Below are 24,822 nucleotides of genomic sequence, written 5' to 3'. Positions count from 1 at the left end.
GCACATTAATTGAGCGTGAGTGACCCAGCAATCTGTTTTAGACCAATTTCTGCCATTTTTGCTTCATATTGAGCATTGCTGAATCGAACGCTTGCATCAACATAGTTTCTTTGGGCTTCGCGAAACTCTAAGGGTGTAATGCTTCCTAGACGATATTTTTCGAGCGTTATATCCATATTTTGCTTAGCAACCATTTGATTTCCTTGTTCTCGATCAACTAATTCTAGATTAACGAGATAAGTCTGATAGGCAGATGAAAGCTGTGAAAGAAGTGCTTGATTCGTTTTCTCCAGGTTAATGCTCGCATTTTCAATGGCCAATGCTGCATTCCTCTCATTCCTTTTCTGTAAAAACCCATTGAATATATTCATTGATGCTGACACGCCGTAACTAAATCCATTGCCCTGATTTTTCGTCGCAAAGCCTAATTCAGCCGTAGTTCGTGTTCGTGTATACGCGGAATTTATGTCTATTGTGGGATAACGCTGACCTTTTACTTCTTTCAATTCAAGCTGTGCTATCCTTCGATTAATTAAAGCTGCTTGCAAAGCCGGATTATGTTGGAGTGCGAGATTTAATAAGTTATCATATTTAAGATTGTCTTCTATACTGATACTGTCCGTTACGTCAAAAAGCGTATTGACATCGCGAGCTAAGATTTCGTTCAATCTGATTTTTGTGTTGCTGAAAAGCACATTTTGACGCATAAGATTTGTGGTATCGGTATTTAAGTCGACTTTGGAGGCTAAAACCTCTAATTTAGAGGCTCTTCCAATCTGATATCGATTCTCAGCCATTTCTAGGCGATATTTTGAAAGGTCTAGTGCTGTTCGTAAGGCGGTAAGTTGTTGTTTTTGTTGTACCAGGTTAAAATATTCGCTAACGACGTTAAAAACGGTGGATAAAATTGCCTGTTTTAAATTCGCATCACCTAGCTTCTGTAATTCTTTCAATTGATCGTAACGCGCAAACATTTGAAACCCATCAAAAACAGTCCAATCCAGATTTGCACCATAAGCCATGGATGTGTTCCGTGCCCCTTTTAACGATCGGGTTTCACCGCTTAATAGTGTTTGTGTCGTGTTCTGTGTAGCAGCGGATGCAGAAGCATCGCCCGTAACACTTGGCAACATGCCGGCATTGGCCAAATTTGCATTGTTCTTTGCAATAGCAACATCATTGCTAACAAGCCTGATGTCATAGTTTTGTTTAAGGGCAATAGCGACAGCATCTTCCAAATTCAATATCTCTTGTGCAAAGGCAATAAAGGGCAAAATATATATCGGTAAAAAAATATACAATAATTTTTTCATAAACGATTAGCTATTATAGCATTGCCTGAGCGGCTTTTAGTTCCTGTCTTTCTACTTCTTCTGCTTCTTTCAAATCCAAATTCGGTTTATACTCTCTTGACCATAACGAGTAAATGGCAGGGATGACAAATAATGTTAGGATCAATGAGAAAATCGTTCCGCCTACAATTACAACTCCCATGCCTATTCTGCTTGTTGCAGCTGCACCAAGGGCCAATGCAATGGGAAGAGCTCCCAATGCGATTGCAAAGCTTGTCATCAATATCGGTCGTAACCGAGCCTCGGACGCTTCTAAGATAGCCTCTTTAACGGTCTTGCCTTCTTCTTTAAGTTGATTGGCAAATTCAACTATCAGAATACCATTTTTAGTGACTAAACCGATCAACATAATAGTGCCGATCTGACTGAATACATTCCAACTTTCTCCAACCACCCATAAGGATAACAGTGCACCGGCCACAGCCATAGGAACGGTAAGTATAATGATAAATGGATCGAGAAAACTCTCAAATTGCGCCGCCAATATTAAATATACTAATAATAAAGCGAGCCCGAATGCGAATAAGGTATTCGACCCACTTTCCCTAAAGTCGCGTGATTCACCGCCTAAATCTGTAGAAAAGCTGTCGTCAAGTACTTTGGCTGCAATTCTGTCCATTGCATCAATACCTTCGCCGAGACTTACGCCGGGTGCTAATCCTGCCGATACGGTAGCCGACATAAACCGGTTATTATGATATAATTGAGGTGGGCTAGAACGTTCTTCGATCGTTACAACGTTGTCCAATTGAATCAATTGCCCTGTATTGCTTCGAACAAATATAGCGGCTAAATCCAAAGGAGAACTTCTGTCTACATCGTCAAATTGACCGATTACTTGATATTGTTTGCCATTCATGATAAAATAGGCAAAGCGTTGGCCGCTTAGCGAGAGCTGCAGGGTTTGAGCAACGTCGAGTACCGATACGCCTAAACTTTGGGCTTTGTCGCGATCGATGCTTATATTGAGTTCCGGTTTATTGAACTTAAGGTCAATGTCAACCACAGAAAACGTCGGATCATTGTTCGCTTCGTCCATAAATTCCGGTATTTTTTCACGGAGCTTGTCGAATGTTGGTGCTTGTATAATATATTGTACAGGTAGCCCGCCTCGTCTATTTACCGAGATTGTCGGCGTTTGCGTGACGAAGGTCCGGGCTTCGGTATATTTTCTCGTTTGTTTAGTTAATGCCTCTGCAATTTCTGCCTGTGAACGTACCCGGTCTTCCGGAGCTACTAGGGTCATGCGCATTCTCCCGCTGTTAATTGAAGATGAACCGAATCCCGGTGATGTCATGACCAAATTAACAGATTTTTCAGGAATGGAGTCATTAACGAGCTGTGTAAGTTCGGTCATAAAACGGTCCATGTAATCATAGGAACTTCCTTCTGGAGCTGTTACATTGACGCGAATCAGACTCCGGTCTTCATATGGAGCCGTTTCTTTTTTGATATGTGTCCAAAAGAAGGCAATCAATCCAAAACAGATGAAAAGGATAGGAAAGCTAAGCCATTTATGCTGTAGGAAATGAGTCAATGATTTACCATAACCAGTAGTCATTTTTACAAAATAGGGTTCGGTGAGTTCATAAAACCGAGAGTGCTTGGTGCCGCCCTTCTTCATTAGGTAAGCATTCAGCATTGGCGTTAATGTCAGCGAGACAAAGGCAGAAATGAGTACCGCCGACGCAATAACGACACCAAATTCACGAAAAAGCCGTCCTACAAATCCTTCCAGAAACATAACGGGTAAGAAAACCGCTGCTAAGGTTATCGAAATGGAGATGACAGCAAAGAAAATTTCATTTGATCCTTTGATGGCAGCCTGCATCGGTGACATACCTTCTTCCACCTTTTTGTAAATATTTTCGGTTACAACGATTCCGTCGTCCACAACAAGTCCGGTTGCCAATACAATGGCGAGAAGTGTTAATACATTAATGGAAAAACCAAAAAGGTACATAATAAAGAAGGTGGCAATTAAAGATACAGGGATATCGATTAACGGCCTGAAGGCGATCCCCCAGTTTCGGAAGAACAAAAATATGATCAATATAACCAATACCAGGGCTATAGCAATCGTTTCGGCCACTTCCGTAACGGATTTTTTGATGAACAGCGTGTTGTCCAATGCGACGTCTAGTATAATATCGGTAGGAATTTCGTTCTTTATTTGTTCAATTCTTTTGTAGAATGCTTCTGCAATTTCGATATAATTAGTTCCGGGTTGAGGAATCACAGCTAGCCCCACCATTGGAATACCTGATTCCGTCATCTTCGTTTCAATATTTTCAGGTCCCAATACGGCACGTCCAACATCGCTAAAACGTATAATCCGATTACCATCGGTTTTAATGATCAATCTATTAAAATCTTCTTCGGTTACAAGGTTTCCCGCTGTTTTAACAGTAAGCTCTGTATTGGCTCCCGTAATCTTTCCGGATGGCAATTCGACGTTTTGTAGCGTCAATGCGTTTCGGACATCTAGGGGAGTTAAACCGTAAGCGGCTAAACGCATTGGCTCAATCCATAGACGCATAGCGTAACGTTGTTGTCCCCAAATTTGAACGGTACTCACGCCGGGAAGGGTTTGTAATCGTTGTGCAATGACATTTTCTGCGATGTCATTTAGGTCTAATGGATCGCGCGTGTCACTTCTTACAGTCAAAGTAAGTATGGGTTCCGAATCAGCATCTGCCTTTGAAACAACCGGAGGTGCGTCTATATCTTGTGGCAGGCTTCTGAGTGCTTGTGAGACTTTGTCTCTTACGTCGTTTGCTGCTTCTTCTAAATTTTTACCAAGAACAAATTCTATGTTAATATTACTTGAACCTTGATTGCTGGACGATGAAATATTGCGAATACCATCTATTTGATTGATCGACTTTTCCAGGGGTTCCGTAATTTGTGATTCGATGATGTCGGGGTTTGCCCCGGCATAATTGGTACGGACCGAAACGATAGGGGGGTCGATAGAGGGGAATTCTCGTATACCTAAAAAGGTGTAACCAATAATCCCAAAAAGAATCAAGATTAGGTTCATGACGATCGTCAGAACTGGACGTTTTATACTGGTGGTTGAAAGACTCATGGCTTAATTTTTTAAGTTAACATGCACATTCATCCCGTTTTTTAAGGCCATGACACCCGAAGTGAGCACGGTATCACCGATAGAAATACCCTTGTTCACGAGGATATCTGTGCTTGTTCTGCTATCGCTTTCAATGTCCACCGCGCTCGCCTTGCCTCCCTTGCATACAAAAACTTGTTTGCCTCCTTGTACCGGGATAACGGCTTCCGTGGGGATTAAAACGGCTTCTTTTACCATATTGATGGGTAGTTGCACCCTGGCGAAAGAACCTGGAAATAACTCGCCTGAATCGTTGGCAGCTAAAGCTCTAATTTGTATTGTCCTTGTCTGTGCATCAATTCCAGGTTCGATGGCATATATTTTTGCGCCATACTGTTTTGACGAGCCGCTTATCGTAAAGTTTAAAGGCAGCCCTTCTTTTATTTGTGCTGTATATTTTTCAGGAACCGAAAATAAAATTTTTACCGGGTTGGTACTCATTAAATTTGCGACAATCGTAGTGGGTGTCAAATATTCTCCTGCCGATACCGAGCGAAGACCTATTTTTCCACTGAAAGGTGCCCTTACCTTTGTTTTCGCTATCTGCGCTTTTATTAATTGTGTTTGCGCCTGAGCTGATTGTAAATCTGCGAGTGCCACATCCTTTTCTTGCGTGCTGATCGCCTCCTTTTCTAACAAGAGGGAGGCTCGGCGAGCGTTCTCTTCCGCAAGTTTTTCTTCGGTTTGACGTTGCAATAATTGAGCTTGTAATTCTGTGTCGTCAATGTTAAACAGAATTTGTCCTTTTGTTACAAAAGATCCTTCATGGAAGTAAAGATTTCGTATAATACCTGAAACCTCGCTCCGAATTTGAACTTGCTCGTTTGGTTCAACGCTACCCGATACCGTTAAAATATTCTCAAAATCTTTCGGTGATACCACAATCCCATTTACTTCAATGGGAGCACCTTTTGGACTTTCACTAGGTGGGGCAATTTTACCTCCTTTTTCACTGGAAAACTTGTAGGCAACGAAAGCGATAATACCTACAATAATGATTAAGTAAATGTACTTTCTCTTCATTCAGAAAAAATTGACTGCGTTTTAGTTCTCTTTTATATTAGATGTTAGCTCACAAAAGTTGATCTGACGGATTCTGCCAAGCGTTACAAGGCATAAAGTTAATTATTATTTGCCATACAGTTTTGCAACATTATTGATGTTAAAATCGCCCTCCCAATGGAAGAGGACAAATAGGTGCAGTGATGCTGCTGTAAATTGCTACCTTTGCAGTTTAATTCTTTCACGCATGAACAATATATTTATTAAACTTTTTAGCTTTTTAACTATCATGATAACAACCTTATCTGCCGAAGCGCTGGCACTTAACCCTATTCGTTTTGAAGTGTCTTTTAAAGAGCCTCAGGCCCATTACGCGGAAATTACCATGGAAATTGATCGCGTTAAAGAAGATTACGTGGACGTAAAAATGCCTGTTTGGGCACCGGGCTCTTATTTAGTGAGAGAATTTTCGAAGAATGTAGAAGGGTTCCATGCCAAAGATGCCAATGGGAGGCCGCTGACCAGTCGAAAAGTAAGCAAGAATACCTGGAGGGTTTCAAGCAAAGGCGCCGGAAAGATTATGGTGAGTTATCGTGTTTATGCGTTTGAAGTATCGGTGCGCACTAGTTTTATTGATGCTTCGCATGCTTTTTTATCGCCGACGGGTATCTTTATGTATGTAGATAATCAAATAAATCGGCCTGCAGAGGTGAAAATCATACCTCACAAATCGTGGAACAAGATTTCAACAGGATTGATGGAAAAAGAAGGCGAAGTCAATACATATTTCGCAGCTGATTTTGATATTTTATTTGATGCACCGATAGAAGTAGGAAACCAAGATGTGTTCGAGTTTACTGCGGCCGGAATTCCGCATGAGGTTGCAATGGTTAGCGGCGGTAATTACGACAAGGTGAGGTTGGCTAAAGATATGGCTAAGATCGTGGAATCTGCTACCGCCATTTTTGGGGAGAACCCGAATAAAAAATATGTATTTATTGTTCATAACTACCATTCAGGAGGTGGTGGATTGGAGCACCTTAATTCTACTGTACTCGGTGCAAGTCGGTTTAACTATAACAGTGAAAGCGGATATAAATCTTTTCTCAGTTTAGTTGCACACGAATATTTCCACTTATGGAACATTAAAAGATTACGCCCGGAAGCTTTGGGGCCGTTTAACTATGATCAGGAGAATTATACTACTAACCTTTGGATAGGAGAAGGTTTTACCGCTTATTATGATAATTTATTAGTGCGACGCGCTGGTTTTCATACAGAAGACAGTTATTTACAGATGTTGGCGACAGACGTAACAGCCGTCGAAAACCGACCAGGCAACCAGGTTCAACCGTTAAGTGAATCAAGCTTTGATGCTTGGATCAAATATTATCGCCAGGATGAGAATTCATTGAACAGTATCGTCTCCTACTATAATAAAGGAGCTTTGATTGCGATGATGATGGACCTGAAAATATTGCATTCTACCAAAGGGCAAAAAGGTCTGGATGACGTCATGCGAGAGGCTTATAACGAATTTTATAAAAAACAGGGCAAAGGCTATTCTGATGCAGCCTTCAAAGACTTAGCTGAAAAAGTAGCAGGAACTTCTTTAGATGATATTTATCATTTGGTTAATACCGCCGGTTCGCCTGACTATAATAAATATTTGCAGTTTGTCGGATTGGAGCTTGTCGACTTAAACGCCGGCTACGAAACGCCGGATCTAGGCATTAAGACTTCAACAACAGATAATAAATTGTTGGTTCAGAATGTAATACGTGGTGGAGGAGCATGGGACGGAGGCATTAACGTGAAGGATGAGCTAATTGCAATTAACGGCTATCGCATAGACGCAACCGGAAAAGAGTTAGAACGAGTAGTTCAAGCCAGTAGAATCGGGGACGTTGTAAAAATGCTTGTTTCCCGTGATGGCATTATTCAAGAATTAGCTGTAAAAGTGCAGGCAAGTAAAACAGGAAAATATGCATTCATGCCAGCTGAAAATGTGACTGCTGAACAACAGCAACTAAGAGAGAAGTGGTTGGCTGAGCAATAAATAGTTGTTTAAGAGAGGGAAGGACGATTGCTTCCCTCTTTTTCGATTGTTTAAAAAGCGAAGCGAATGGAAAGGCCGAAACCGGCAAAGTCTAAACCGGTATTGTCGGGAGCAAAACGCATTTCCGGTTTCCAATCCAAAGAAAGGTTAATCGGCGCGCCATCAATTTTATAATCTAAACCTAGGACGCCGTCAATACTGAAAGCAGCGCCGCTATTATCTGTCTCTTTATTTTTATAAGTTCCGATACCAGCACCGGCACCATAATACCACCGTAGACCGGGAGCACCTTCAAAGTCATTATGGATTTCGTATAAACCTACCAGCTTGAAGGTGGATGATTTACTATTGGAGCGGAAGTTCAGAATCACATCCAATGCATTTTGGCCTTGTAGAAAAGTTTTAAAAGTCACTCCATTGGCGACACCAAAGCGACCTCCGATTGCACTTTTATATTCGTAACCGTCTGTGGCTTGCGCTTGTGATTTAACGGATATGAACAAAAGAGAAACCACACCCCATGCAATAAAAAGCAATTTTTTCATAGAATTAATCTTAAATAAATGTTAACAGTAAGTCGTCAGTTTTAAGCGCCAAAGTTACGCTAACTTGTTACAAAAACAATTTTTGATTGATTTTATTGTTCAAGAGACAAAATGTAAATGTCTTTTTATTATGTATACATAGCATATATTTGCCGTTTTACTTGTTCTGCTTCAATTTTTTCTTAGCTTAAAATGATACAGAGCCGATAAATTTTGCTATCTTTAATGGACGCTGAATAAACCGATTCATAAATTAATACGTAAACTTATGGCACTTTCGCGCGTTTTTGATTTGTTATCTAATTATAAGTCTTCCTTTGGACAAAAAACGGTTGTAGCGGGGAAGGAGGGAGGAAAATGGATGTGTTATGAAACCGATCATTTTCTTCAGATTGTTGATAACCTTAGTAAAGGCTTGCTCAATTTAGGCATAAAAAAAGGAGATAAGCTTGCCATTATGTCAGCTAACCGACCGGAATGGAACTTTACCGACTTTGCGATCAACCAAATAGGTGCTGCGGTAGTTCCGTTGTACCCAACCTTATCGGATCACGACCTAAATTATATTACCGAAAACGCAGAAGTGAAAATGGCCTTTGTAGGCACCTCGGATTTAGCTAAAAAATTGAAGACTGCACTTACCTTACACAATCTGGATATTCCATTATATACTTTTGATAAAGTAGAGGGGGAGAAATATTGGAAGGAAATTGAAGAGATTGGGGCATCGCTCACCACCGTTGATCTCGACGTTTACCGAAATGATATTCATGAAGATGATTTATTGACGCTCATTTATACCTCGGGAACTACCGGTAGTCCTAAAGGCGTGTTTTTATCACACAAAAATTTGGTAAGTAATTTCACCGATTGTGCCCATTTGCTTCCGGAGAATTATAAGACAGCCATTAGCTTTTTGCCTCTATGCCATATCTTTGAGAGGATGGTCGTTTACCTATACTTTTATAAAGGGATAAGTGTTTATTATGCGGAAAATATGGATACCATTGTTGCCGACATCAATGACGTGAGGCCGAATGGCTTTACAACAGTGCCCCGGGTATTGGAAAAGGTTTACGACAAGATTGTGGATAAAGGAAAGGCACTTACCGGGATTAAACATGCGCTGTTCTTCTGGGCTTTAGACTTGGGCTTGAAATTTAAAGAACCCCGTAAGAATTCGTTTTTCTACAAGATTAAGTTGGCAATAGCTAGAAAGCTTATCTTCAAAAAGTGGCAGATGGCTCTTGGAGGTAATATTGTGGGCATTATCAGTGGAGGTGCTGCTTTACAAGAGCGTTTGGCACGAGTATTTTGGGCCGCAGGTATCCCGGTGTTGGAAGGTTACGGTTTAACGGAAACTTCACCGGTTATAGCAGTAAATAATTTTGAGAGAAATGGATTGGGGTTTGGAACTGTAGGTCCTTTGTTAAAATCAGTGAAGGTAAAAATAGCTAGTGATGGAGAGATTCTGTGTAAAGGGCCAAATGTGACGAAGGGCTATTATAAAAATGATGAGGCTACACGAGAGGCTTTCGATGAAGATGGGTACTTTAAAACCGGCGACATTGGTGAGTTGACAACAGAGGGCTTTTTGCGAATAACAGATCGTAAAAAGGAAATGTTTAAAACGGCAGGTGGTAAGTATGTCGCTCCTCAGATAATAGAGAATAAATTTATGGAATCGACATTGATTGCACAAATTATGGTGATTGGAGAAGGAAAACGTTTTCCTGCCGCGCTCATCGTTCCTGCGTTTGAGGAATTAAAAAAGTGGGCAGGCAAAAATGGAATTTCCGGAAGTACGAAGGAAGATCTGATAAAAGATCCCAAGGTTATAGAAAAATATCAACATGTCCTTGATAAAACTAATGAAAGTTTTGGGCATTGGGAACAGGTTAAGAAATTTGTTCTGCTACCAAATGAATGGACGATTGATGGTGGTGAGCTGACACCGAAATTAAGCCTGAAACGAAAAGTGATATTAGAGCGAACCAAAGAACTGATTGATCATATTTATAGCGATGAACATGATCAGAAACCAAGGGAACAACATCCATAGCAGCTAAATAGAGGAAATTATAATCCTCTATTTAATCTTTTTAATCGCTCTGTTTGCCCGTGAAGTCGCTATAGCGATCTTGTACTGATACCACCTGTCCTTGAAGATTTTCCGCATCGTATTGTCGAAATGACGTGTGATCACCAGGTTTCTGAAACCGCGCCACTTGTCCATTCTTTTTGAAGGCAATGCCCGAACACTGATGGAATAGCCTTCTGTCACATACTGTATGTAGTGCCAATAGCCGGAAGGCATCAACAAGGTTTCACCAGGATGGATTTCCGCTTCATAGCCGTTTAAGTATTTAAGCGCTGGGTATTTAGCGTAGTCGGGATTTTTTAAGTTGGCAATACTATGAAAATTATAAGGAAGTTTGTACATCAAATCCGACTGGTCCAAAGGAAAAAGCCAGATTCGCTTGATACCTTTGTATTGTGTAATGAACACATGTGACATATCGATATCAAAATGATTCCGTGTGCTCGAGCCTTCTCCGCCGAAAAATAAAAAGGGAAGCCATTTAAGAACCTTGCCACCCGTTAAATCATTGTATATTATATCATTATTTAGTTCAGGTTTTAGTTTTATCAAATTAAACAAAAATATACGCAGGTCCGTTGGTTCACGTTCGATCAAATCCAGATATTCGGAGAATTTCATCTTCGTCACCGGAGCACTTTTCGCCCGATCGTTTGAAGTGTCCTCTTTGCCATATAGTTCAATAACATGATCGCCTGCAATCTCCTTGAAGTAGTCGTAGTTCCATTTACTGAATGCAGGACTATCTTTACTGACGAAATCTTCCAAGATAACCGGAACCCCTTTGTTAAAATATTGGTCAAGGAACTCTTTTGAGCTCAACCCTGATCGCCTATCTGTCTTCTTTAGTTGCACTTCTTATAGGTTATGACACGTGTAACTGCAAACTTATAAATTCTTTTGCATATGTAGTATGCTTTTTATTTAGATAAATTATATACAAGAGAAATGCCAAAATCGCTCTTAAGAGACGATATGATCTTAGAATTGAATGATAAAGACAGTGTGGAAGCCAAATTGCTTCGAAAATCCTCAATTAACTGAAAACTTTATAAAGTTCTTGTTTCTTATGGAATTATAGATTAGATTTGCTATGCAAGCATAATAAAAAATGAGCCAAGAGAATACCATTGATTATTACTTAAAGATTACCTGGCAGTCAATTGCTAGTAAATACAATCAATTAGCATCGAAACACGGCATTACACAGGCAACAGGATATGTTTTGATCAATATCAGAAAAGACGGGACACCCGTTACGCAAATAGCCGGATTATTAGGTGTTAAATCAACAAGTTTATCGCGTATGTTAAGCGGAATGGAACAACAAGGGCTAATTTATAGAAGAGCCGACGCACAGGATAAGCGTTCGGTACGTGTTTTTTTAACGGAGGAAGGACAGAAAAGGCGAGAGATTGCAAAAAATATTGTAAGGGAATTTAATAGTTACCTGGACAGCTTAATTAAAGATAGTGAGCGACAAAAACTTATAGATACATTGAAACGATTAAATGAATTGGCTGTTAAATATGTTCCGAAAGAAGGGTAAGCTGAATAAAAAGCTTGAAAAAAGCTATTGTCACTATGTTTTATCAAAAGCCTCTTAGTTATGATCAATAAAAGTATAAAGAAGGTAGCCGTATTGGGTTCAGGGGTAATGGGGTCTCGTATTGCCTGTCATTTCGCCAATATAGGTGTTTCTGTTTTATTATTGGATATCGCTCCGACGGAGCTTTCCCCTGACGAACAGGCCAAAGGTCTAACTTTGGAAAGCCGACAGGTTAGAAACCGTATCGTTAGTCAATCATTAGAAACCGCATTAAAGACAAACCCATCGCCTATATATAGCAAGCAATATGTTCAGCGTATCACAACAGGTAACTTTACAGATAATATGGCTGATATAGCGCATGTCGATTGGATTATAGAGGTGGTTGTAGAGCGTTTGGATATTAAGCGACAGATTTTCACGCAGATAGAACAATATCGAAAACCAGGGACGCTTGTTAGTAGTAATACCTCTGGTATTCCTATGCATCTAATGATTGAGGGACGAAGTGAAGATTTCAAAAAACACTTTTGTGGTACTCATTTCTTTAACCCACCTCGTTATCTGAGGTTGTTGGAAATCATCCCATCACGCGAAACGGAACCTGCGATTATCGAGTTTTTAATGCATTATGGAGATAAATTTCTAGGCAAAACAACTGTGTTGTGCAAAGACACTCCCGCATTTATTGGAAATAGGATTGGTGTATACTCAATGTTGGCCGTCACACATTTGGTTAAGAAGCTAGATCTCACCCTAGAAGAAGTAGATAAATATACAGGTCCTGCTATGGGACACCCCAAATCTGCCACTTTTAGGACCTCGGATGTTGTCGGGTTGGATACGATGGTGAATGTTGCAAAAGGCCTATACGAAAATGTTCCTGAAGATGAAGCGCGGGATATTTTCGTTTTGCCGAGCTATATTGACAACATGGCTGAAAGAAAGTGGCTGGGTGAAAAAACTAAACAAGGCTTTTATAAGAAAGTAAAAGATGAGAAGGGAAATAGTGAAATCCTGGTGCTTGACTTGGGCACCATGTCTTATCGAAAGCAGGAAAAGATAAAATCGGTAACATTAGAGGAAACCAAAAAGATTGATGACCTGGCGAAACGAATGAAAGTTTATGAACAGGGAAATGATAAAGCAGCGGAATTATTTCGCGCCATGCATTATCCACTGTTTGAATATGTATCTAAACGTATTCCGGAGATAAGTGAAGAGTTTTATCGAATTGACGATGCGATGCGCGCGGGCTTTGGTTGGGAATTAGGACCCTTTCAAGTATGGGATGCGCTAGGTGTTGAGGAAACATTAGAAAAAATAAAGCAAGAAGAAAAGCGGATTCCAGGGCAAACGGGCGAAGTCGCATCGTGGGTATTGGAAATGTTGCAATCCGGGCATAAAAGCTTTTATAAGGTCGAAAACGGGAAAAGATTATTTTATGATATTCAGAGCAAAGACTATAAAGAAATCCCTGGTATAGCTGATTTTATCAACTTAGACGATCTCCGAAAAACGAAGACCTTATGGAAAAATAGTGGCGTATCAATCATCGACCTAGGTGACGGGATACTTAATGCAGAGATCCATACGAAGATGAATACGATCGGTGGAGATGTGATTCAAGGCATTAACAAAGCAATTGATATGGCCGAAAAAGAATATAAGGGCTTGGTTATCGGGAACGACGGAGCCAACTTCTCTGCCGGAGCCAATATCGGGATGATTTTTATGATGGCCGTAGAGCAGGATTACGATGAGTTAAATATGGCCGTTAAGTTATTTCAGAATACGGCCATGCGCTTGCGTTACTCGAATATACCCGTCGTAGTTGCTCCATTTAATCTGACCTTGGGAGGAGGGTGTGAATTTGCTATGCATGCTGATTTCGTGCAGCTCCATGCGGAAACTTATATGGGACTCGTTGAATTTGGGGTTGGGGTGATACCGGGTGGTGGTGGCTCGAAAGAATTTGCCTTAAGGGCTTCAGATGAGTATAAAGCAGATCAAATTAGTCAAAATGTGCTAAAGGAACGTTTTTTAACCATCGGCCAAGCAAAAGTAAGTACTTCCGGAATAGAGGCATACGAACTAGGTTATCTCCAACAAGGTAAATTTGCCATTACGATGAATCGTAGCCGATTGCTTGCGGATGCAAAGGCAAAGGCTTTAGGTCTGGCTGAAGCCGGCTATACTGCGCCTATTCCGAGAAACAATATTAAAGTATTGGGAAAGCAGGGATTAGGCATCGTGTACGTTGGAGCAAACTCAATGAAATCAGGAAATTATATTAGCGAACATGATCAGAAAATATCAGAGAAGCTTGGCTGGGTATTGTGTGGGGGAGACCTCTCGGCACCTACGGAAGTTTCCGAGCAATACTTGTTGGATCTTGAAAGAAAGGCCTTTTTGGAGCTGACAGCGGAAAGGAAAACACTGGAACGAATACAGCACATGTTAACTAAAGGTAAAGCACTCAGAAACTAAGTTATCTTAAAATAGTGAAGATATGGAAGCATATATAATAGCGGGTTACAGAACGGCTGTAGGAAAGGCTCCAAAAGGCGCTTTCCGATTTACACGTGCTGATGATTTGGCTGCGGCGGTCATAAGACACCTGGTCAATTCTGTTCCTAACCTTAATAAAGAAGAAATAGATGATGTCATTGTTGGAAACGCTACGCCTGAAGCAGAGCAAGGGTTAAATATGGCAAGGCTCATTTCTTTGATGGCACTCGATACTGATAAGGTTCCCGGCGTTACGGTCAATAGATATTGTGCATCAGGTTTGGAGACAATAGCAACTGCTGTGGCTAAAATAAAAGCAGGAATGGCAGATGTAATTGTTGCCGGCGGTGTTGAAGTGATGTCGGGTATGCCTATGGGGGGGTGGAAAGTGGTTCCAAATTCAGATGTAGCAAAGACACACCCCGACTGGTATTGGAATATGGGCTTGACGGCCGAAGCGGTCGCTAAAGAATATAAGGTGAACAGGGAAGATATGGATTCGTTTTCTTATCATTCGCATCAAAAGGCAATTTCAGCGATTACAAAGGGTTTGTTTAAAGAGGAAATTATGCCTTTTACGGTAATGGAAAACTTTGTTCGCGATAATAAGATCGGTACGAGAGAATATATAGTGGATACAGATGAAGGACCCCGGGCTGATACAAGCCTTGAAGCGCTGGCTAAACTGAAGCCTGTTTTTGCGGCGGACGGACTTGTAACAGCTGGTAACTCGAGCCAGACGTCAGATGGTGCAGCGTTTGTATTGGTTGTATCAGAGAGAAAGCTAAAGCAATTAAATTGCCAACCGATTGCCAGATTAGTTAGTTATGCCGTAGCCGGTGTTCCACCACGTATTATGGGAATAGGTCCCATATTTGCTATACCAAAAGCGCTGAAACAAGCGGGACTAAATTTGGATGATCTTAGTCTTATTGAATTAAATGAGGCCTTTGCTTCCCAATCGCTGGCCGTTATTCGCGAGTTAAATTTAAATCCTGATTTAGTTAATGTAAATGGCGGAGCTGTTGCTTTGGGACACCCATTAGGTTGTACAGGAGCTAAATTAAGCGTACAAATTTTTAACGAACTAAAAAGAAGGAGGCAAAAATACGGAATGGTGACGATGTGTGTCGGAACAGGGCAAGGGGCTGCAGGAATCTTCGAAATGCTTTAGTGTTTATGCTTTATGTTGTGGAACTTAAGACCATTGCCTAACAATTACTAAAAATACAGATTATGGAAACCGTGGATAAAAAGAGAGCAATAAAAGGTGGCGAATTCGTTATTAAAGAGACCCGTTACGAAGACGTTTTTATTCCTGAGGAGTTTGATGAGGAACAGCTGATGATCAAGAAAACCTGCCAAGATTTTCTTCAGACGGAGGTTACTCCAAATTTAGAAAGAATCGATAATCAAGAAGAAGGCCTAATGCAAACCTTGCTTGATAAGGCAGGAGAACTTGGTTTGTTAGGTGTTTCTATACCGGAAGAATATGGGGGCTTTGGAAAGAACTTCAACACGTCTATGCTTGTTACAGATGCAGTGGGTGCCGGACATAGTTTTGCAGTAGCACTTTCTGCTCATACCGGTATAGGAACTTTACCTATCCTTTATTACGGGAATACCGAGCAAAAGCAAAAGTACATTCCAAAACTAGCCACAGGAGCGTATAAAGCAGCTTATTGCTTAACGGAGCCTAATGCAGGGTCGGATGCTAATAGCGGTCGCACGACCGCTAAATTAAATGATGAGGGAACGCACTATCTGATCAACGGTCAAAAGATGTGGATTACAAACGGTGGTTTTGCCGATATATTTATCGTATTTGCTAAGATTGATGATGATAAGAATCTTTCGGCGTTTATTGTAGAGCGTGCCTTTGGGGGTATTACGATGAATCCCGAAGAACATAAACTGGGAATTAAAGGTTCTTCAACAAGACAGGTGTTTTTTAATGATTGCCCTGTCCCAAAAGAAAATCTGCTATCAGAACGCGAAAACGGATTTAAAATAGCGGTCAATATTCTAAATATTGGGCGAATTAAACTTGGTGCAGCAGCTATCGGCTCTTCACGTAAGGTTATCTCGCAAGCAATTAACTATGCAAATGAACGGGTGCAGTTTAAATTGCCAATTGCGAAATTCGGTGCAATTCGGTATAAACTTGCGGAGATGGCAATTCGAAATTTCGCAGTGGAAAGTGCCGCTTACCGTGCAGGGCAGAATATTGATGATGCCTATGAAGCGCTTGTTTCCGACGGTATGGAACCCGCCAAAGCTAAACTAAAGTCGACCGAACAATTTGCTATTGAATGTGCAATTCTTAAGGTTTGTGGTTCAGAAATGCTCGACTATATCGTTGATGAAGGCGTGCAAATTTATGGTGGAATGGGTTATTCAGCCGACGCTCCAATGGAGAGGTCTTATCGCGATTCGAGAATTAATAGAATATTTGAAGGAACTAACGAAGTAAACCGTTTACTCATTGTTGATATGTTACTAAAGCGAGCGCTCAAAGGTGAACTTGATCTCATGGGGCCAGCACAAGAGGTGGCAGGAGAATTAATGGCTATACCTGACTTTTCAGAACCTGAGGATGTTTTGCTTGCTTACGAAAAAAGAGTTATTGTGAATCTGAAGAAAGCGGGCCTATTAGTTGCCGGTGCTGCCGTTCAGAAGTTAATGATGACGCTACAAAAGGAACAGGAGATCTTAATGAATATCGCCGATATTATCGGCACCGTTTATCTTGCTGAATCTACTTTATTAAGGGTGGAAAAATTAGTACACTTCAAAAATGAGCAAGAAGTGGCGGGACAAATAGACATGGCACGGATCTTTTTATACAATGCAGTTGACAAAGTGTACTTGGCTGGTAAAGAAGCACTGAATTCTTTTGCAGAAGGCGATGAGTTAAAAATGATGTTGGCAGGCTTACGAAGATTTACAAAGCTAGAGCCATTTAATGTTAAAGAGGCGAGGCAACGAGTGGCCAAGCTGCTTATTGATGCCAACGGATATTGTTTTTAGATAAATTATTAGCAAAGTCAAACCTCATGGCAAAATCGAAGTTTTGCCATGAGGTATTGATCAAGGTCATTAATGTTGGAAAAGTGTTAAAATTAGTTCTAAGGCTTTTTGAAGTAAAAATTTTATGTTAGGTTTGGACTTACTTAACGTTGAGGATAGTCCAATGTATAATATGATCAAAAGTTTCCTAGTCATCTCTTCTTTTCTTGTTTTATCGATTTTTCAAGCCAACGCGCAAGATTATTCCCTGATTGCCGATAAGTATGTCGCTTCATCAGGAGATAGTGTAACTTACACCATATATCAAGGAAGAGGCTTAGAATCTTCAGAAATAGCACCGGAAGCAGTTAAAAATCTAATTTATGCAAATTATACCCAAGGAGGAAAGAAGGTGGCCGACACTATTCCATTGAATAAAGACTTTCTAAAATATGCGGCTGTTCAACAAAATGGGGGACAAAGTCTATTGACAATTGAGTTTAAAGGCGGAGCAGTTACTTATGACCAACTAGTAGTAGAAGATTTCGCAAAAACTGAAAATTTGACTGATTTGGCTTCGGTTATTGACTCATCGGGGTTTACCACTGAATATACTGCAAATACTTTTTTTACTGCGAAGGCTCTTACAATCACTGACAAGTCAAATGGAAATCTTTATAAAGCAAAGGAATGCAAACAGCTGGAAATTATACTTGAACAAAATCCCTATAAATTACAATATGGAGATGATATAACTGCCGTAATCTTATTGGATGGCAAACCATTGGAAGGAACGAGTACCACTATTTACACGAAATCAGGCAATGGGCAAGTGCATGCGGCAAAATATCGCTCCAATGCAGAGGGTAAAATATACTTTAAACTTAATCGATCCGGGTTGTGGCTTTTACAAACAGTGTACGCTAATCCAAGTCAGGAAAAGGGCATTAATTACAACTATTATCAAAGCTCCTTTTCCTTTCGGTTTCAATGATAATCGGTGTATCCGTATCAGATCTTGTCCTTTTGCTGTTCTTTCCATTGCTTGCTAAAGGATTCAGGGGCAATAGAGGGTAATGTTCTTTTGGTTCCCCAAGCTTTTGCAAAAAACCTGCTTAGAAAGAAATTTTTCCATTTGCCACCCCAAAAGTCTAGCCATTTCCTTTTGGTTGCAATCTTCACGAAAGCCTTCCATCCCCAGTTTTCAACTTGAGGGTTTAGTCCTTCCTTAACGGAGTCCCGCCGATTTAGTAAAAGCATTTTATGAATATCAATTTTAACGGGACATACTTCTGAACACTTGCCGCACAAGCTACTGGCATAACTTAAATGCTTGAACTCTTGCATCCCCTTCATATGGGGCGTAATAATTGATCCTATAGGGCCGCTGTAGGTTGTGCCGTAAGTATGGCCCCCAACATTTTTATAAATTGGGCATGCATTCAGACAGGCTCCACAGCGGATGCAATAAAGTCCCTGTCTTTGATCTTTCTGTGCTAATAAATCTGTCCGACCATTATCGAGTAAAATAACATACATCTCATCAGGTCCGTCAGACTCGTTTTCTCGCTTCGGGCCACTTAAAATGGTGTTATAAACGGTGAGGTTTTGGCCAGTACCGTGATTGCCCAAAAGAGGCCAGTATAAATCCAAATCGCTGATAGACGGAATCAGTTTTTCTATACCAACAACGGCTATGTGTATTTTTGGAAAGCTCGTGCTTAATCGTGCATTCCCTTCATTCTCGGTAATGGCGATGCTACCTGTATCTACAAGGAGAAAATTTGCGCCTGTAATTCCAACATCGGCAGACAGATATTCATCTCTTAATAACTCCCGTGCTTTCAAGGTAAGTTGTTCTGCACTTGCATTTTCGGGTGTGCCGAATTTTTCGTGGAATAGCTTCGCTATATCGGGCAAGCTGAGATGCATAGCTGGAGTGACAATATGATAGGGCTTTTGACCAAGCAGCTGAACAATATATTCTCCTAAATCAGTTTCAACTGATTCGATTTGATTGCTTTCCAAGAAGGCATTCAGTTCAATCTCCTCGGTTACCATTGATTTTGACTTCACTACCTTCTTCGCCTGTATTCTTTTCAGTATCGTTAGTATTTCCTGCTGCGCTTCTTGTATATCATTAGCCCAAATGACTTTTCCGCCATTTTTTTGGAAATTCGCTTCAAACTCAGGTAAAAGCTTATCCAAATTTTCCATTACCCGCCACTTCAGGCTGTGCGCTTTGCGTTTTGCATTTTCTAGATTATTCCATCGCTTAAGCCCATTACTGACTGCCGTATCATATCGGTCAATATTAAAGCTAATAACCCTTCGATGTTGTAGATCAAAGGCTTTGCTCTCGCTCGCTAATATGAAATTTGATGCAGTTTTTGTAGACATAGGGCAGCGTGTTTTTACTTTAATAACGTAAATACCCGATCGTTATTTTTTATGTGAATCGACAATGGGTTTTGTATCTCTCGTGACTAAATCCCATGCTGTATAAAAGACAAGCTTTGCTCGTTTGCAGAGCAGTGGGAAATCAATTTTATCCACTGTATCTCCAATATCATGATAATCCTCATGGACGCCATTAAAGTAAAAAATAACAGGGATGTCGTTTTTTGCAAAATTGTAATGATCCGAACGATAATATATCTTTTCGGGATCGTTAGGATCGTTATATCGATAATCTAAATCCAATTTGGTATATGTTTTATTCGCCGCTTCACTAATGTGATGAAGTTCTGAACTCAATTTATCCGAACCTACCAAATAAACGTAATCCGCTTTAGCGAAATGCGACGGATCAATTCTACCAATCATATCTATATTAAGATTGGCGATGGTTTTATTTAATGGAAATACAGGGTGCCTCGTATAATAGTCGGATCCTAATAGACCTTTTTCCTCGCCTGTAACCATCATAAATAAGATACTTCTTCTTGGAGAATGACCATTCTCCTTCGCTCGTGCGAATGCCTTTGCAATATCAAGTACAGCCGTAACCCCCGAGCCATCATCGTCCGCTCCATTGTTTATTTCACCATTTGGGTTAACCCCAATGTGATCATAGTGAGCTGTTATCACTAAAAGTTCGTCCTTTAAGTCGGTGCCCTCCAAATAGCCCAAAACGTTTTGCGCTTTGACATCAATGATTTTTTGCCCGAAGGATAATTTTAAGGTACTTTTAAGCACCCGACTTCTAGGTTTTCCACTTTCGGTAATCTCCTGCTTCAATTTTTCAAGATTGGATCCGTGGGATGATAATATTAAATTAGCCGTTTGTGGAGAAATATAAACAACTGTAGGGGAATGATCCGTGCTTAGATTTTCCTGTGTCAAATCTTCTTTTAATTGAATCTTTTCTGCATATTTTTTCTTACTGATTTGCTGTATTAAGGTGTCTGCATTTTTTGATATAGCTAAAATCAATTTTGGCTTCTTACTGATTATATGCTGCATTCGCTTGCTATTGCTGGTCGACCAAATAGAGCCTTTCGTTTGCCCCGTTATAAGTGATTTCCCCATCTTATCCCTCGGTTCATCCTCATTAAGTAACAGAACTACCTTATCAGCAATATCGATTTTAGCTAAATCGTCGTAATGCTTGTCGCTAATACCATAACCAATAAAAACCATCCGGTCAGTTTTTATTTCCTGTTCCGATCTTTTGCCAATAATCAGAAAATCCTTCTCATGCCGAAAGGTATGTTCACCTACTTCAAAGGTATCAACCGAAAAAGCTTTCGTAGCTAGTTCCACGGGTTGGTAATAGCTACTGTTAACGGGTGCCGTTAAACCTAATAGTTCAAATTGCTGCGCAATGTAATTCGCAGCTTTGTCTGCTCCTACTTTTCCCGTTTCCCTTCCCTCAAACTCATCTGATGCGATAATTGTTAAGTGTTTTCTCGCAGATGTAGGGTCGATGAGCTCGGCATAGGTGGAAGGTACGCTGTGTTGTGCGTAACATCCGATAAGAACGAAAAAAAGTATTGTAGTGACTATCCCTTTAATCGACATAGGCCAAAAACTATAAACAGGCTATCTTATTAACACGAGTACCGTGTCTACCCCCTTCAAATTCGGTAGCGAGAAAGATCTGTACCATTTCTTTACATTCTTCTATGGATGTGAAACGTGCCGGCAAACAGATAATATTTGCATTGTTGTGTTGGCGAGCAAGCGCTGCTATCTCTGGCTTCCAACAAATGGCAGCCCGTATTCCTTGGTGTTTATTAGCTGTAATGGCGACACCGTTAGCACTGCCGCAAACCAATATGCCTATATCGCAAGAACCACTTTCTACTGCGCTCGCAGTAGGATGGGCGAAATCAGGATAATCTACGGATTCAACACTATCCGTTCCAAAGTTGCGCACGGTATATCCTAATTCTTCTAAATATTGAATAATGGCTGCTTTATATTCGAAGCCTGCATGATCGCCGCCGATAGCTACTGTTTTGATTTGCATCTTTATACTGATTTATTGTTCGTTATTGTAAAATGCTTTTTCTGCTTTTAATTTAGCTCTTTCAACCCGTCCCGCAATTACTATACTAAGCTCATATAGCAAAAACAGAGGGAAGCTTACCGTTAACATGGTTAGTATGTCTGGCGTAGGTGTCACAATAGCGGCTATCACTAAAATGACGACGATAGCATAGCGTCTAGTTGCTCTCATAAATTGGGGTGTCATAATGCCGATTTTCGACAGAATGTATATAATGATCGGTAGCTCAAAAACGATACCTGTACCCAGGGTCAATGTGGCAACCGAAGATAAGTATGAGTCGACCGTTATTTGGTTATCAATCTCCGGACTTACCGAATAATGCGCCAGAAAATTGACAGACAAAGGAGCAATCATGAAATAGCCAAAAAGGATTCCTAAAATGAATAAAAGTGTCGCGTAAAATACAAAACCATTGGCCGACTTTCTTTCAATATCGGTTAAGGCCGGTTTTACAAAGAGCCATATTTCGTAGAGAAGATAAGGAAAGCCCAAAACCAAGCCAATTAAAAGCGAAGAGTTCAATTGCAAGGTGAATTGTCCCGCCATATCAGTGTTTATAATATTGATCGGGATTTCGGTTACACAGAAATCAGGGCCTAAATTAAATTTTTCTCCAATGATACACATCATTCTATATGTCCAAAAATCAGGTTTTTTCGGACCCATAATAACGGTATCGAAAATGAAATCATAGAAGGCGAAAGCCAACCCCATAAATATCGCTATTGCTATGGCTGAACGAATCAGATGCCATCTTAGAACCTCCAAATGGTCAAAGAATGACATTTCGGCTTCGATGGTTTTGCCTTTTTGTTTAATGGTTTCAATAATTTTTTTTCCGGAGATTTCACTCATAATATTTAGTAGTAAATAAAAACCAATCAAAGTGTTAATGAAATAGGTTGATCCAACTCACCAATCGTATTTCATAAGAAAACAAAAATACCATTCTTAATATAAGAATGGTATTTAAATTAAAGATTATCGCATGAAAAGCTCATATCTTAAAAGACTTTCGCTTATAAAAGCGTATTTTATTTTGAAAGCTAGCGACAAGAGTAGCGTTGCCGGGGCTATAACTATTACTCTGAAAGGTCGAAGTTTTCCATAAACTTTGTTGTGAAATTTCCCGCTCTAAAGTTAGGATCTCTCATTAATCGTAAATGCAAAGGAATGGTAGTTTTAATACCTTCAATAACAAATTCGCTAAGAGCTCTTTCCATTGTCGAAATAGCTTCTTCTCTAGTTTGTGCAACACAAATAAGCTTAGCGATCATAGAGTCATAATTAGGCGGGATCTGGTAACCTGCATAAACATGTGTGTCAACTCTAACTCCGTGACCGCCAGGTGAATGAAATGTTGTGATTTTTCCAGGGGATGGACGGAATCCGTTGAAGGGGTCCTCTGCGTTTATTCTACATTCTATTGCATGCATATTCGGCTCATAATTCCTGCCAGATAACGGAACACCTGCTGCAACTTTTATTTGCTCTTTTATTAAATCGAAGTTAATGACTTCTTCCGTTACGGGATGTTCCACTTGAATGCGTGTATTCATCTCCATAAAGTAAAAATTTCGGTGTTTATCCACAAGAAATTCGATGGTACCGGCTCCTTCATAATTCACTGCCTTTGCACCTGCAATTGCTGCATCACCCATTTTTTGTCTGAGCTCAGGTGTAATAAAGGGAGATGGCGCTTCCTCTACCAGTTTCTGATGGCGTCTTTGTATAGAGCAATCTCTTTCGGACAGATGACAAACGGTTCCATACTGATCGCCAATGACCTGGATTTCGATATGACGTGGATCTTCCACAAACTTTTCTAGGTAGATACCATCATTTCCAAATGCTGCACCTGCTTCTTGACGTGCCGAGTCCCATGCCGGTTCAAATTCACTATCTTTCCAAACAACACGCATACCTCGTCCACCACCTCCAGCGGTAGCTTTTAGAATGACAGGATAACCTATTTCGTTCGCTATTTTTAACCCTTCCGAAACATTGGGAACCAAACCATCAGATCCAGGTATTGTGGGTACGCCAGCATTTTTCATGGTCTCTTTGGCTGAGGCCTTATCTCCCATACTGCGAATCTGCTCAGGCGTTGCACCGATAAATTTAATGCCATAGTCTCGACATATAGCAGAAAATTTCTCATTTTCCGATAAGAAACCATATCCGGGATGGATCGCGTCCGCATTAGTGAGCTCAGCAGCGGCAATAATGTTAGGAATGTTAAGATAAGAATCTTTACTGGCTGGAGGGCCGATACAGACAGCCTCATCGGCAAAACGCACATGTAAGCTCTCACGGTCGGCAGTTGAGTATACAGCAACACTCTTAATCCCCATTTCCTTACATGTCCTTATAATTCGTAGAGCAATTTCTCCTCTATTTGCTATTAAAATTTTTTTAAACATGAATTTTTTTCAATAAACCAGTGTACTAAATTCGGTCCAAAAGTTACTATTATGAAGGATCAACTAAAAACAAAGGCTGATCGTATTCCACTGGTTGTGCATTGTCTACCAGTATTTTAACAATTTTTCCTGAAATATCTGATTCAATTTCATTGAATAGTTTCATTGCTTCTACAATACAAACCACTTGCCCTGTTTTCACTTCGTCTCCTACATTCACGAAGGCTGGTTTATCTGGGCTTGAAGAACGATAAAATGTACCGATCATTGGTGATTTGATCGTTAAATATTTTGAAGAGTCTTCTGCAGGCTTTGGCGTATCTGTGTTTAATACCGGCACTGCTGCAACAGGAGAACTTACAGGAGTTTGTGGCACCACGGGAGTAGCAGTGGGCAGGGTTGCAGTGACATAAGTTGGCTCTTGATTTGTTTTTATGGTTATTTTAAAGTCTTTTTCCTCAATAGCAACTTCATTGACTCCTGATTTTGCGACAAACTTTATCAGGTCCTGAATTTGTTTAATATCCATGCTCATATTCGTTGGTTCTAAGTTTAATATCTAACAATTGTATATTTTACGAAATCGATAAAGAGATTGCAAAGTTAGTATCTTTGATCAAAACTG

The 24,822-nt window shown here is 40.3% G+C and carries 18 protein-coding genes; 7 read left to right on the top strand and 11 right to left on the bottom strand.

What is annotated here, in order from left to right; translation table 11 throughout:
• Positions 1-5: 5 nt before the first annotated feature.
• Genes FKG96_RS24120 through FKG96_RS24110 form a run of 3 tightly spaced genes read right to left on the bottom strand, consistent with a single transcriptional unit; the run spans position 6 to position 5,505 of the window.
• A complete protein-coding gene (locus FKG96_RS24120) occupies positions 6-1,313 on the bottom strand; it encodes a TolC family protein (RefSeq protein WP_013663358.1) in 1,308 nt (435 codons plus the stop codon).
• Between the two features lie 13 nt (positions 1,314-1,326).
• Entirely contained in the window at positions 1,327-4,443 is a 3,117-nt protein-coding gene (locus FKG96_RS24115; RefSeq protein ID WP_013663357.1) for an efflux RND transporter permease subunit, read from the bottom strand.
• A gap of 3 nt (positions 4,444-4,446) precedes the next feature.
• Positions 4,447-5,505, bottom strand: a complete 1,059-nt coding sequence (locus FKG96_RS24110) for an efflux RND transporter periplasmic adaptor subunit (protein WP_130858341.1) — start codon at positions 5,503-5,505, stop codon at positions 4,447-4,449.
• Between the two features lie 268 nt (positions 5,506-5,773).
• Here FKG96_RS24110 and FKG96_RS24105 point away from each other — a divergent pair, with 268 nt between their 5' ends.
• On the top strand, positions 5,774-7,543 hold the full coding sequence (locus FKG96_RS24105; protein ID WP_242627400.1) for a M61 family metallopeptidase: 1,770 nt from the start codon (positions 5,774-5,776) through the stop codon (positions 7,541-7,543).
• 50 nt (positions 7,544-7,593) lie between these two features.
• On the opposite strand, the gene FKG96_RS24100 is transcribed toward FKG96_RS24105, so the two are convergent.
• Complete coding sequence (locus FKG96_RS24100) at positions 7,594-8,088, bottom strand: hypothetical protein (protein WP_013663354.1); 495 nt, start codon at positions 8,086-8,088, stop codon at positions 7,594-7,596.
• Between the two features lie 268 nt (positions 8,089-8,356).
• Here FKG96_RS24100 and FKG96_RS24095 point away from each other — a divergent pair, with 268 nt between their 5' ends.
• Complete coding sequence (locus FKG96_RS24095; protein ID WP_149106253.1) at positions 8,357-10,150, top strand: long-chain fatty acid--CoA ligase; 1,794 nt, start codon at positions 8,357-8,359, stop codon at positions 10,148-10,150.
• A gap of 27 nt (positions 10,151-10,177) precedes the next feature.
• On the opposite strand, the gene FKG96_RS24090 is transcribed toward FKG96_RS24095, so the two are convergent.
• Complete coding sequence (locus FKG96_RS24090; protein WP_013663352.1) at positions 10,178-11,044, bottom strand: cupin-like domain-containing protein; 867 nt, start codon at positions 11,042-11,044, stop codon at positions 10,178-10,180.
• Positions 11,045-11,300: 256 nt separating this feature from the next.
• Here FKG96_RS24090 and FKG96_RS24085 point away from each other — a divergent pair, with 256 nt between their 5' ends.
• The 5 genes from FKG96_RS24085 (at position 11,301) to FKG96_RS24065 (ending at position 18,252) form a co-directional block, all read left to right on the top strand.
• Positions 11,301-11,738, top strand: a complete 438-nt coding sequence (locus FKG96_RS24085; RefSeq protein ID WP_013663350.1) for a MarR family winged helix-turn-helix transcriptional regulator — start codon at positions 11,301-11,303, stop codon at positions 11,736-11,738.
• 60 nt (positions 11,739-11,798) lie between these two features.
• Positions 11,799-14,228: a 3-hydroxyacyl-CoA dehydrogenase/enoyl-CoA hydratase family protein gene (locus FKG96_RS24080; protein WP_130858344.1), complete on the top strand. Its 2,430-nt coding sequence runs from the start codon at positions 11,799-11,801 to the stop codon at positions 14,226-14,228.
• Between the two features lie 22 nt (positions 14,229-14,250).
• Positions 14,251-15,423: an acetyl-CoA C-acyltransferase gene (locus tag FKG96_RS24075; protein WP_130858345.1), complete on the top strand. Its 1,173-nt coding sequence runs from the start codon at positions 14,251-14,253 to the stop codon at positions 15,421-15,423.
• Positions 15,424-15,485: 62 nt separating this feature from the next.
• Positions 15,486-17,279, top strand: coding sequence for an acyl-CoA dehydrogenase family protein (locus tag FKG96_RS24070; RefSeq protein WP_149106252.1), 1,794 nt, complete (start codon positions 15,486-15,488; stop codon positions 17,277-17,279).
• A gap of 172 nt (positions 17,280-17,451) precedes the next feature.
• Positions 17,452-18,252 (top strand): DUF4198 domain-containing protein, encoded by an 801-nt coding sequence (locus tag FKG96_RS24065; RefSeq protein WP_165447084.1) that lies wholly within the window; start codon positions 17,452-17,454, stop codon positions 18,250-18,252.
• Positions 18,253-18,269: 17 nt separating this feature from the next.
• Here FKG96_RS24065 and FKG96_RS24060 read toward each other — a convergent pair whose 3' ends face one another.
• The 6 genes from FKG96_RS24060 to accB all read right to left on the bottom strand — a co-directional run bounded on the left by FKG96_RS24060 (position 18,270) and on the right by accB (position 24,732).
• Complete coding sequence (locus FKG96_RS24060) at positions 18,270-19,658, bottom strand: LutB/LldF family L-lactate oxidation iron-sulfur protein (protein ID WP_013663345.1); 1,389 nt, start codon at positions 19,656-19,658, stop codon at positions 18,270-18,272.
• Positions 19,659-19,700: 42 nt separating this feature from the next.
• Positions 19,701-21,281 carry a M28 family peptidase gene (locus FKG96_RS24055; RefSeq protein ID WP_149106251.1) on the bottom strand — a complete coding sequence of 527 codons (1,581 nt, stop codon included), beginning with the start codon at positions 21,279-21,281 and terminating at the stop codon, positions 19,701-19,703.
• A gap of 10 nt (positions 21,282-21,291) precedes the next feature.
• Positions 21,292-21,732, bottom strand: coding sequence for a ribose 5-phosphate isomerase B (gene rpiB, locus FKG96_RS24050; RefSeq protein ID WP_013663343.1), 441 nt, complete (start codon positions 21,730-21,732; stop codon positions 21,292-21,294).
• A gap of 12 nt (positions 21,733-21,744) precedes the next feature.
• Positions 21,745-22,629 (bottom strand): twin-arginine translocase subunit TatC, encoded by an 885-nt coding sequence (gene tatC / locus FKG96_RS24045; RefSeq protein ID WP_013663342.1) that lies wholly within the window; start codon positions 22,627-22,629, stop codon positions 21,745-21,747.
• Positions 22,630-22,856: 227 nt separating this feature from the next.
• Positions 22,857-24,197: an acetyl-CoA carboxylase biotin carboxylase subunit gene (accC, locus tag FKG96_RS24035; RefSeq protein ID WP_130858349.1), complete on the bottom strand. Its 1,341-nt coding sequence runs from the start codon at positions 24,195-24,197 to the stop codon at positions 22,857-22,859.
• 49 nt (positions 24,198-24,246) lie between these two features.
• Positions 24,247-24,732, bottom strand: a complete 486-nt coding sequence (gene accB / locus FKG96_RS24030; RefSeq protein WP_130858350.1) for an acetyl-CoA carboxylase biotin carboxyl carrier protein — start codon at positions 24,730-24,732, stop codon at positions 24,247-24,249.
• Positions 24,733-24,822 lie beyond the last annotated feature (90 nt).

The organism is Olivibacter sp. LS-1, assembly GCF_008245145.1.
In the GTDB taxonomy this organism is placed as follows: domain Bacteria; phylum Bacteroidota; class Bacteroidia; order Sphingobacteriales; family Sphingobacteriaceae; genus Olivibacter; species Olivibacter oleidegradans.
This window is presented reverse-complemented; position numbering and strand designations above follow the sequence as displayed.

Excerpts from the sequence above, each read along its gene's own strand:
- FKG96_RS24120 (WP_013663358.1), bottom strand. The coding sequence starts at position 1,313 with ATGAAAAAATTATTGTATATTTTTTTACCGATATATATTTTGCCCTTT.
- FKG96_RS24115 (WP_013663357.1), bottom strand. The coding sequence starts at position 4,443 with ATGAGTCTTTCAACCACCAGTATAAAACGTCCAGTTCTGACGATCGTC.
- FKG96_RS24110 (WP_130858341.1), bottom strand. The coding sequence starts at position 5,505 with ATGAAGAGAAAGTACATTTACTTAATCATTATTGTAGGTATTATCGCT.
- FKG96_RS24105 (WP_242627400.1), top strand. The coding sequence starts at position 5,774 with ATGATAACAACCTTATCTGCCGAAGCGCTGGCACTTAACCCTATTCGT.
- FKG96_RS24100 (WP_013663354.1), bottom strand. The coding sequence starts at position 8,088 with ATGAAAAAATTGCTTTTTATTGCATGGGGTGTGGTTTCTCTTTTGTTC.
- FKG96_RS24095 (WP_149106253.1), top strand. The coding sequence starts at position 8,357 with ATGGCACTTTCGCGCGTTTTTGATTTGTTATCTAATTATAAGTCTTCC.
- FKG96_RS24085 (WP_013663350.1), top strand. The coding sequence starts at position 11,301 with ATGAGCCAAGAGAATACCATTGATTATTACTTAAAGATTACCTGGCAG.
- FKG96_RS24080 (WP_130858344.1), top strand. The coding sequence starts at position 11,799 with ATGATCAATAAAAGTATAAAGAAGGTAGCCGTATTGGGTTCAGGGGTA.
- FKG96_RS24075 (WP_130858345.1), top strand. The coding sequence starts at position 14,251 with ATGGAAGCATATATAATAGCGGGTTACAGAACGGCTGTAGGAAAGGCT.
- FKG96_RS24070 (WP_149106252.1), top strand. The coding sequence starts at position 15,486 with ATGGAAACCGTGGATAAAAAGAGAGCAATAAAAGGTGGCGAATTCGTT.
- FKG96_RS24065 (WP_165447084.1), top strand. The coding sequence starts at position 17,452 with ATGATCAAAAGTTTCCTAGTCATCTCTTCTTTTCTTGTTTTATCGATT.
- FKG96_RS24060 (WP_013663345.1), bottom strand. The coding sequence starts at position 19,658 with ATGTCTACAAAAACTGCATCAAATTTCATATTAGCGAGCGAGAGCAAA.
- FKG96_RS24055 (WP_149106251.1), bottom strand. The coding sequence starts at position 21,281 with ATGTCGATTAAAGGGATAGTCACTACAATACTTTTTTTCGTTCTTATC.
- rpiB (WP_013663343.1), bottom strand. The coding sequence starts at position 21,732 with ATGCAAATCAAAACAGTAGCTATCGGCGGCGATCATGCAGGCTTCGAA.
- tatC (WP_013663342.1), bottom strand. The coding sequence starts at position 22,629 with ATGAGTGAAATCTCCGGAAAAAAAATTATTGAAACCATTAAACAAAAA.
- accC (WP_130858349.1), bottom strand. The coding sequence starts at position 24,197 with ATGTTTAAAAAAATTTTAATAGCAAATAGAGGAGAAATTGCTCTACGA.
- accB (WP_130858350.1), bottom strand. The coding sequence starts at position 24,732 with ATGAGCATGGATATTAAACAAATTCAGGACCTGATAAAGTTTGTCGCA.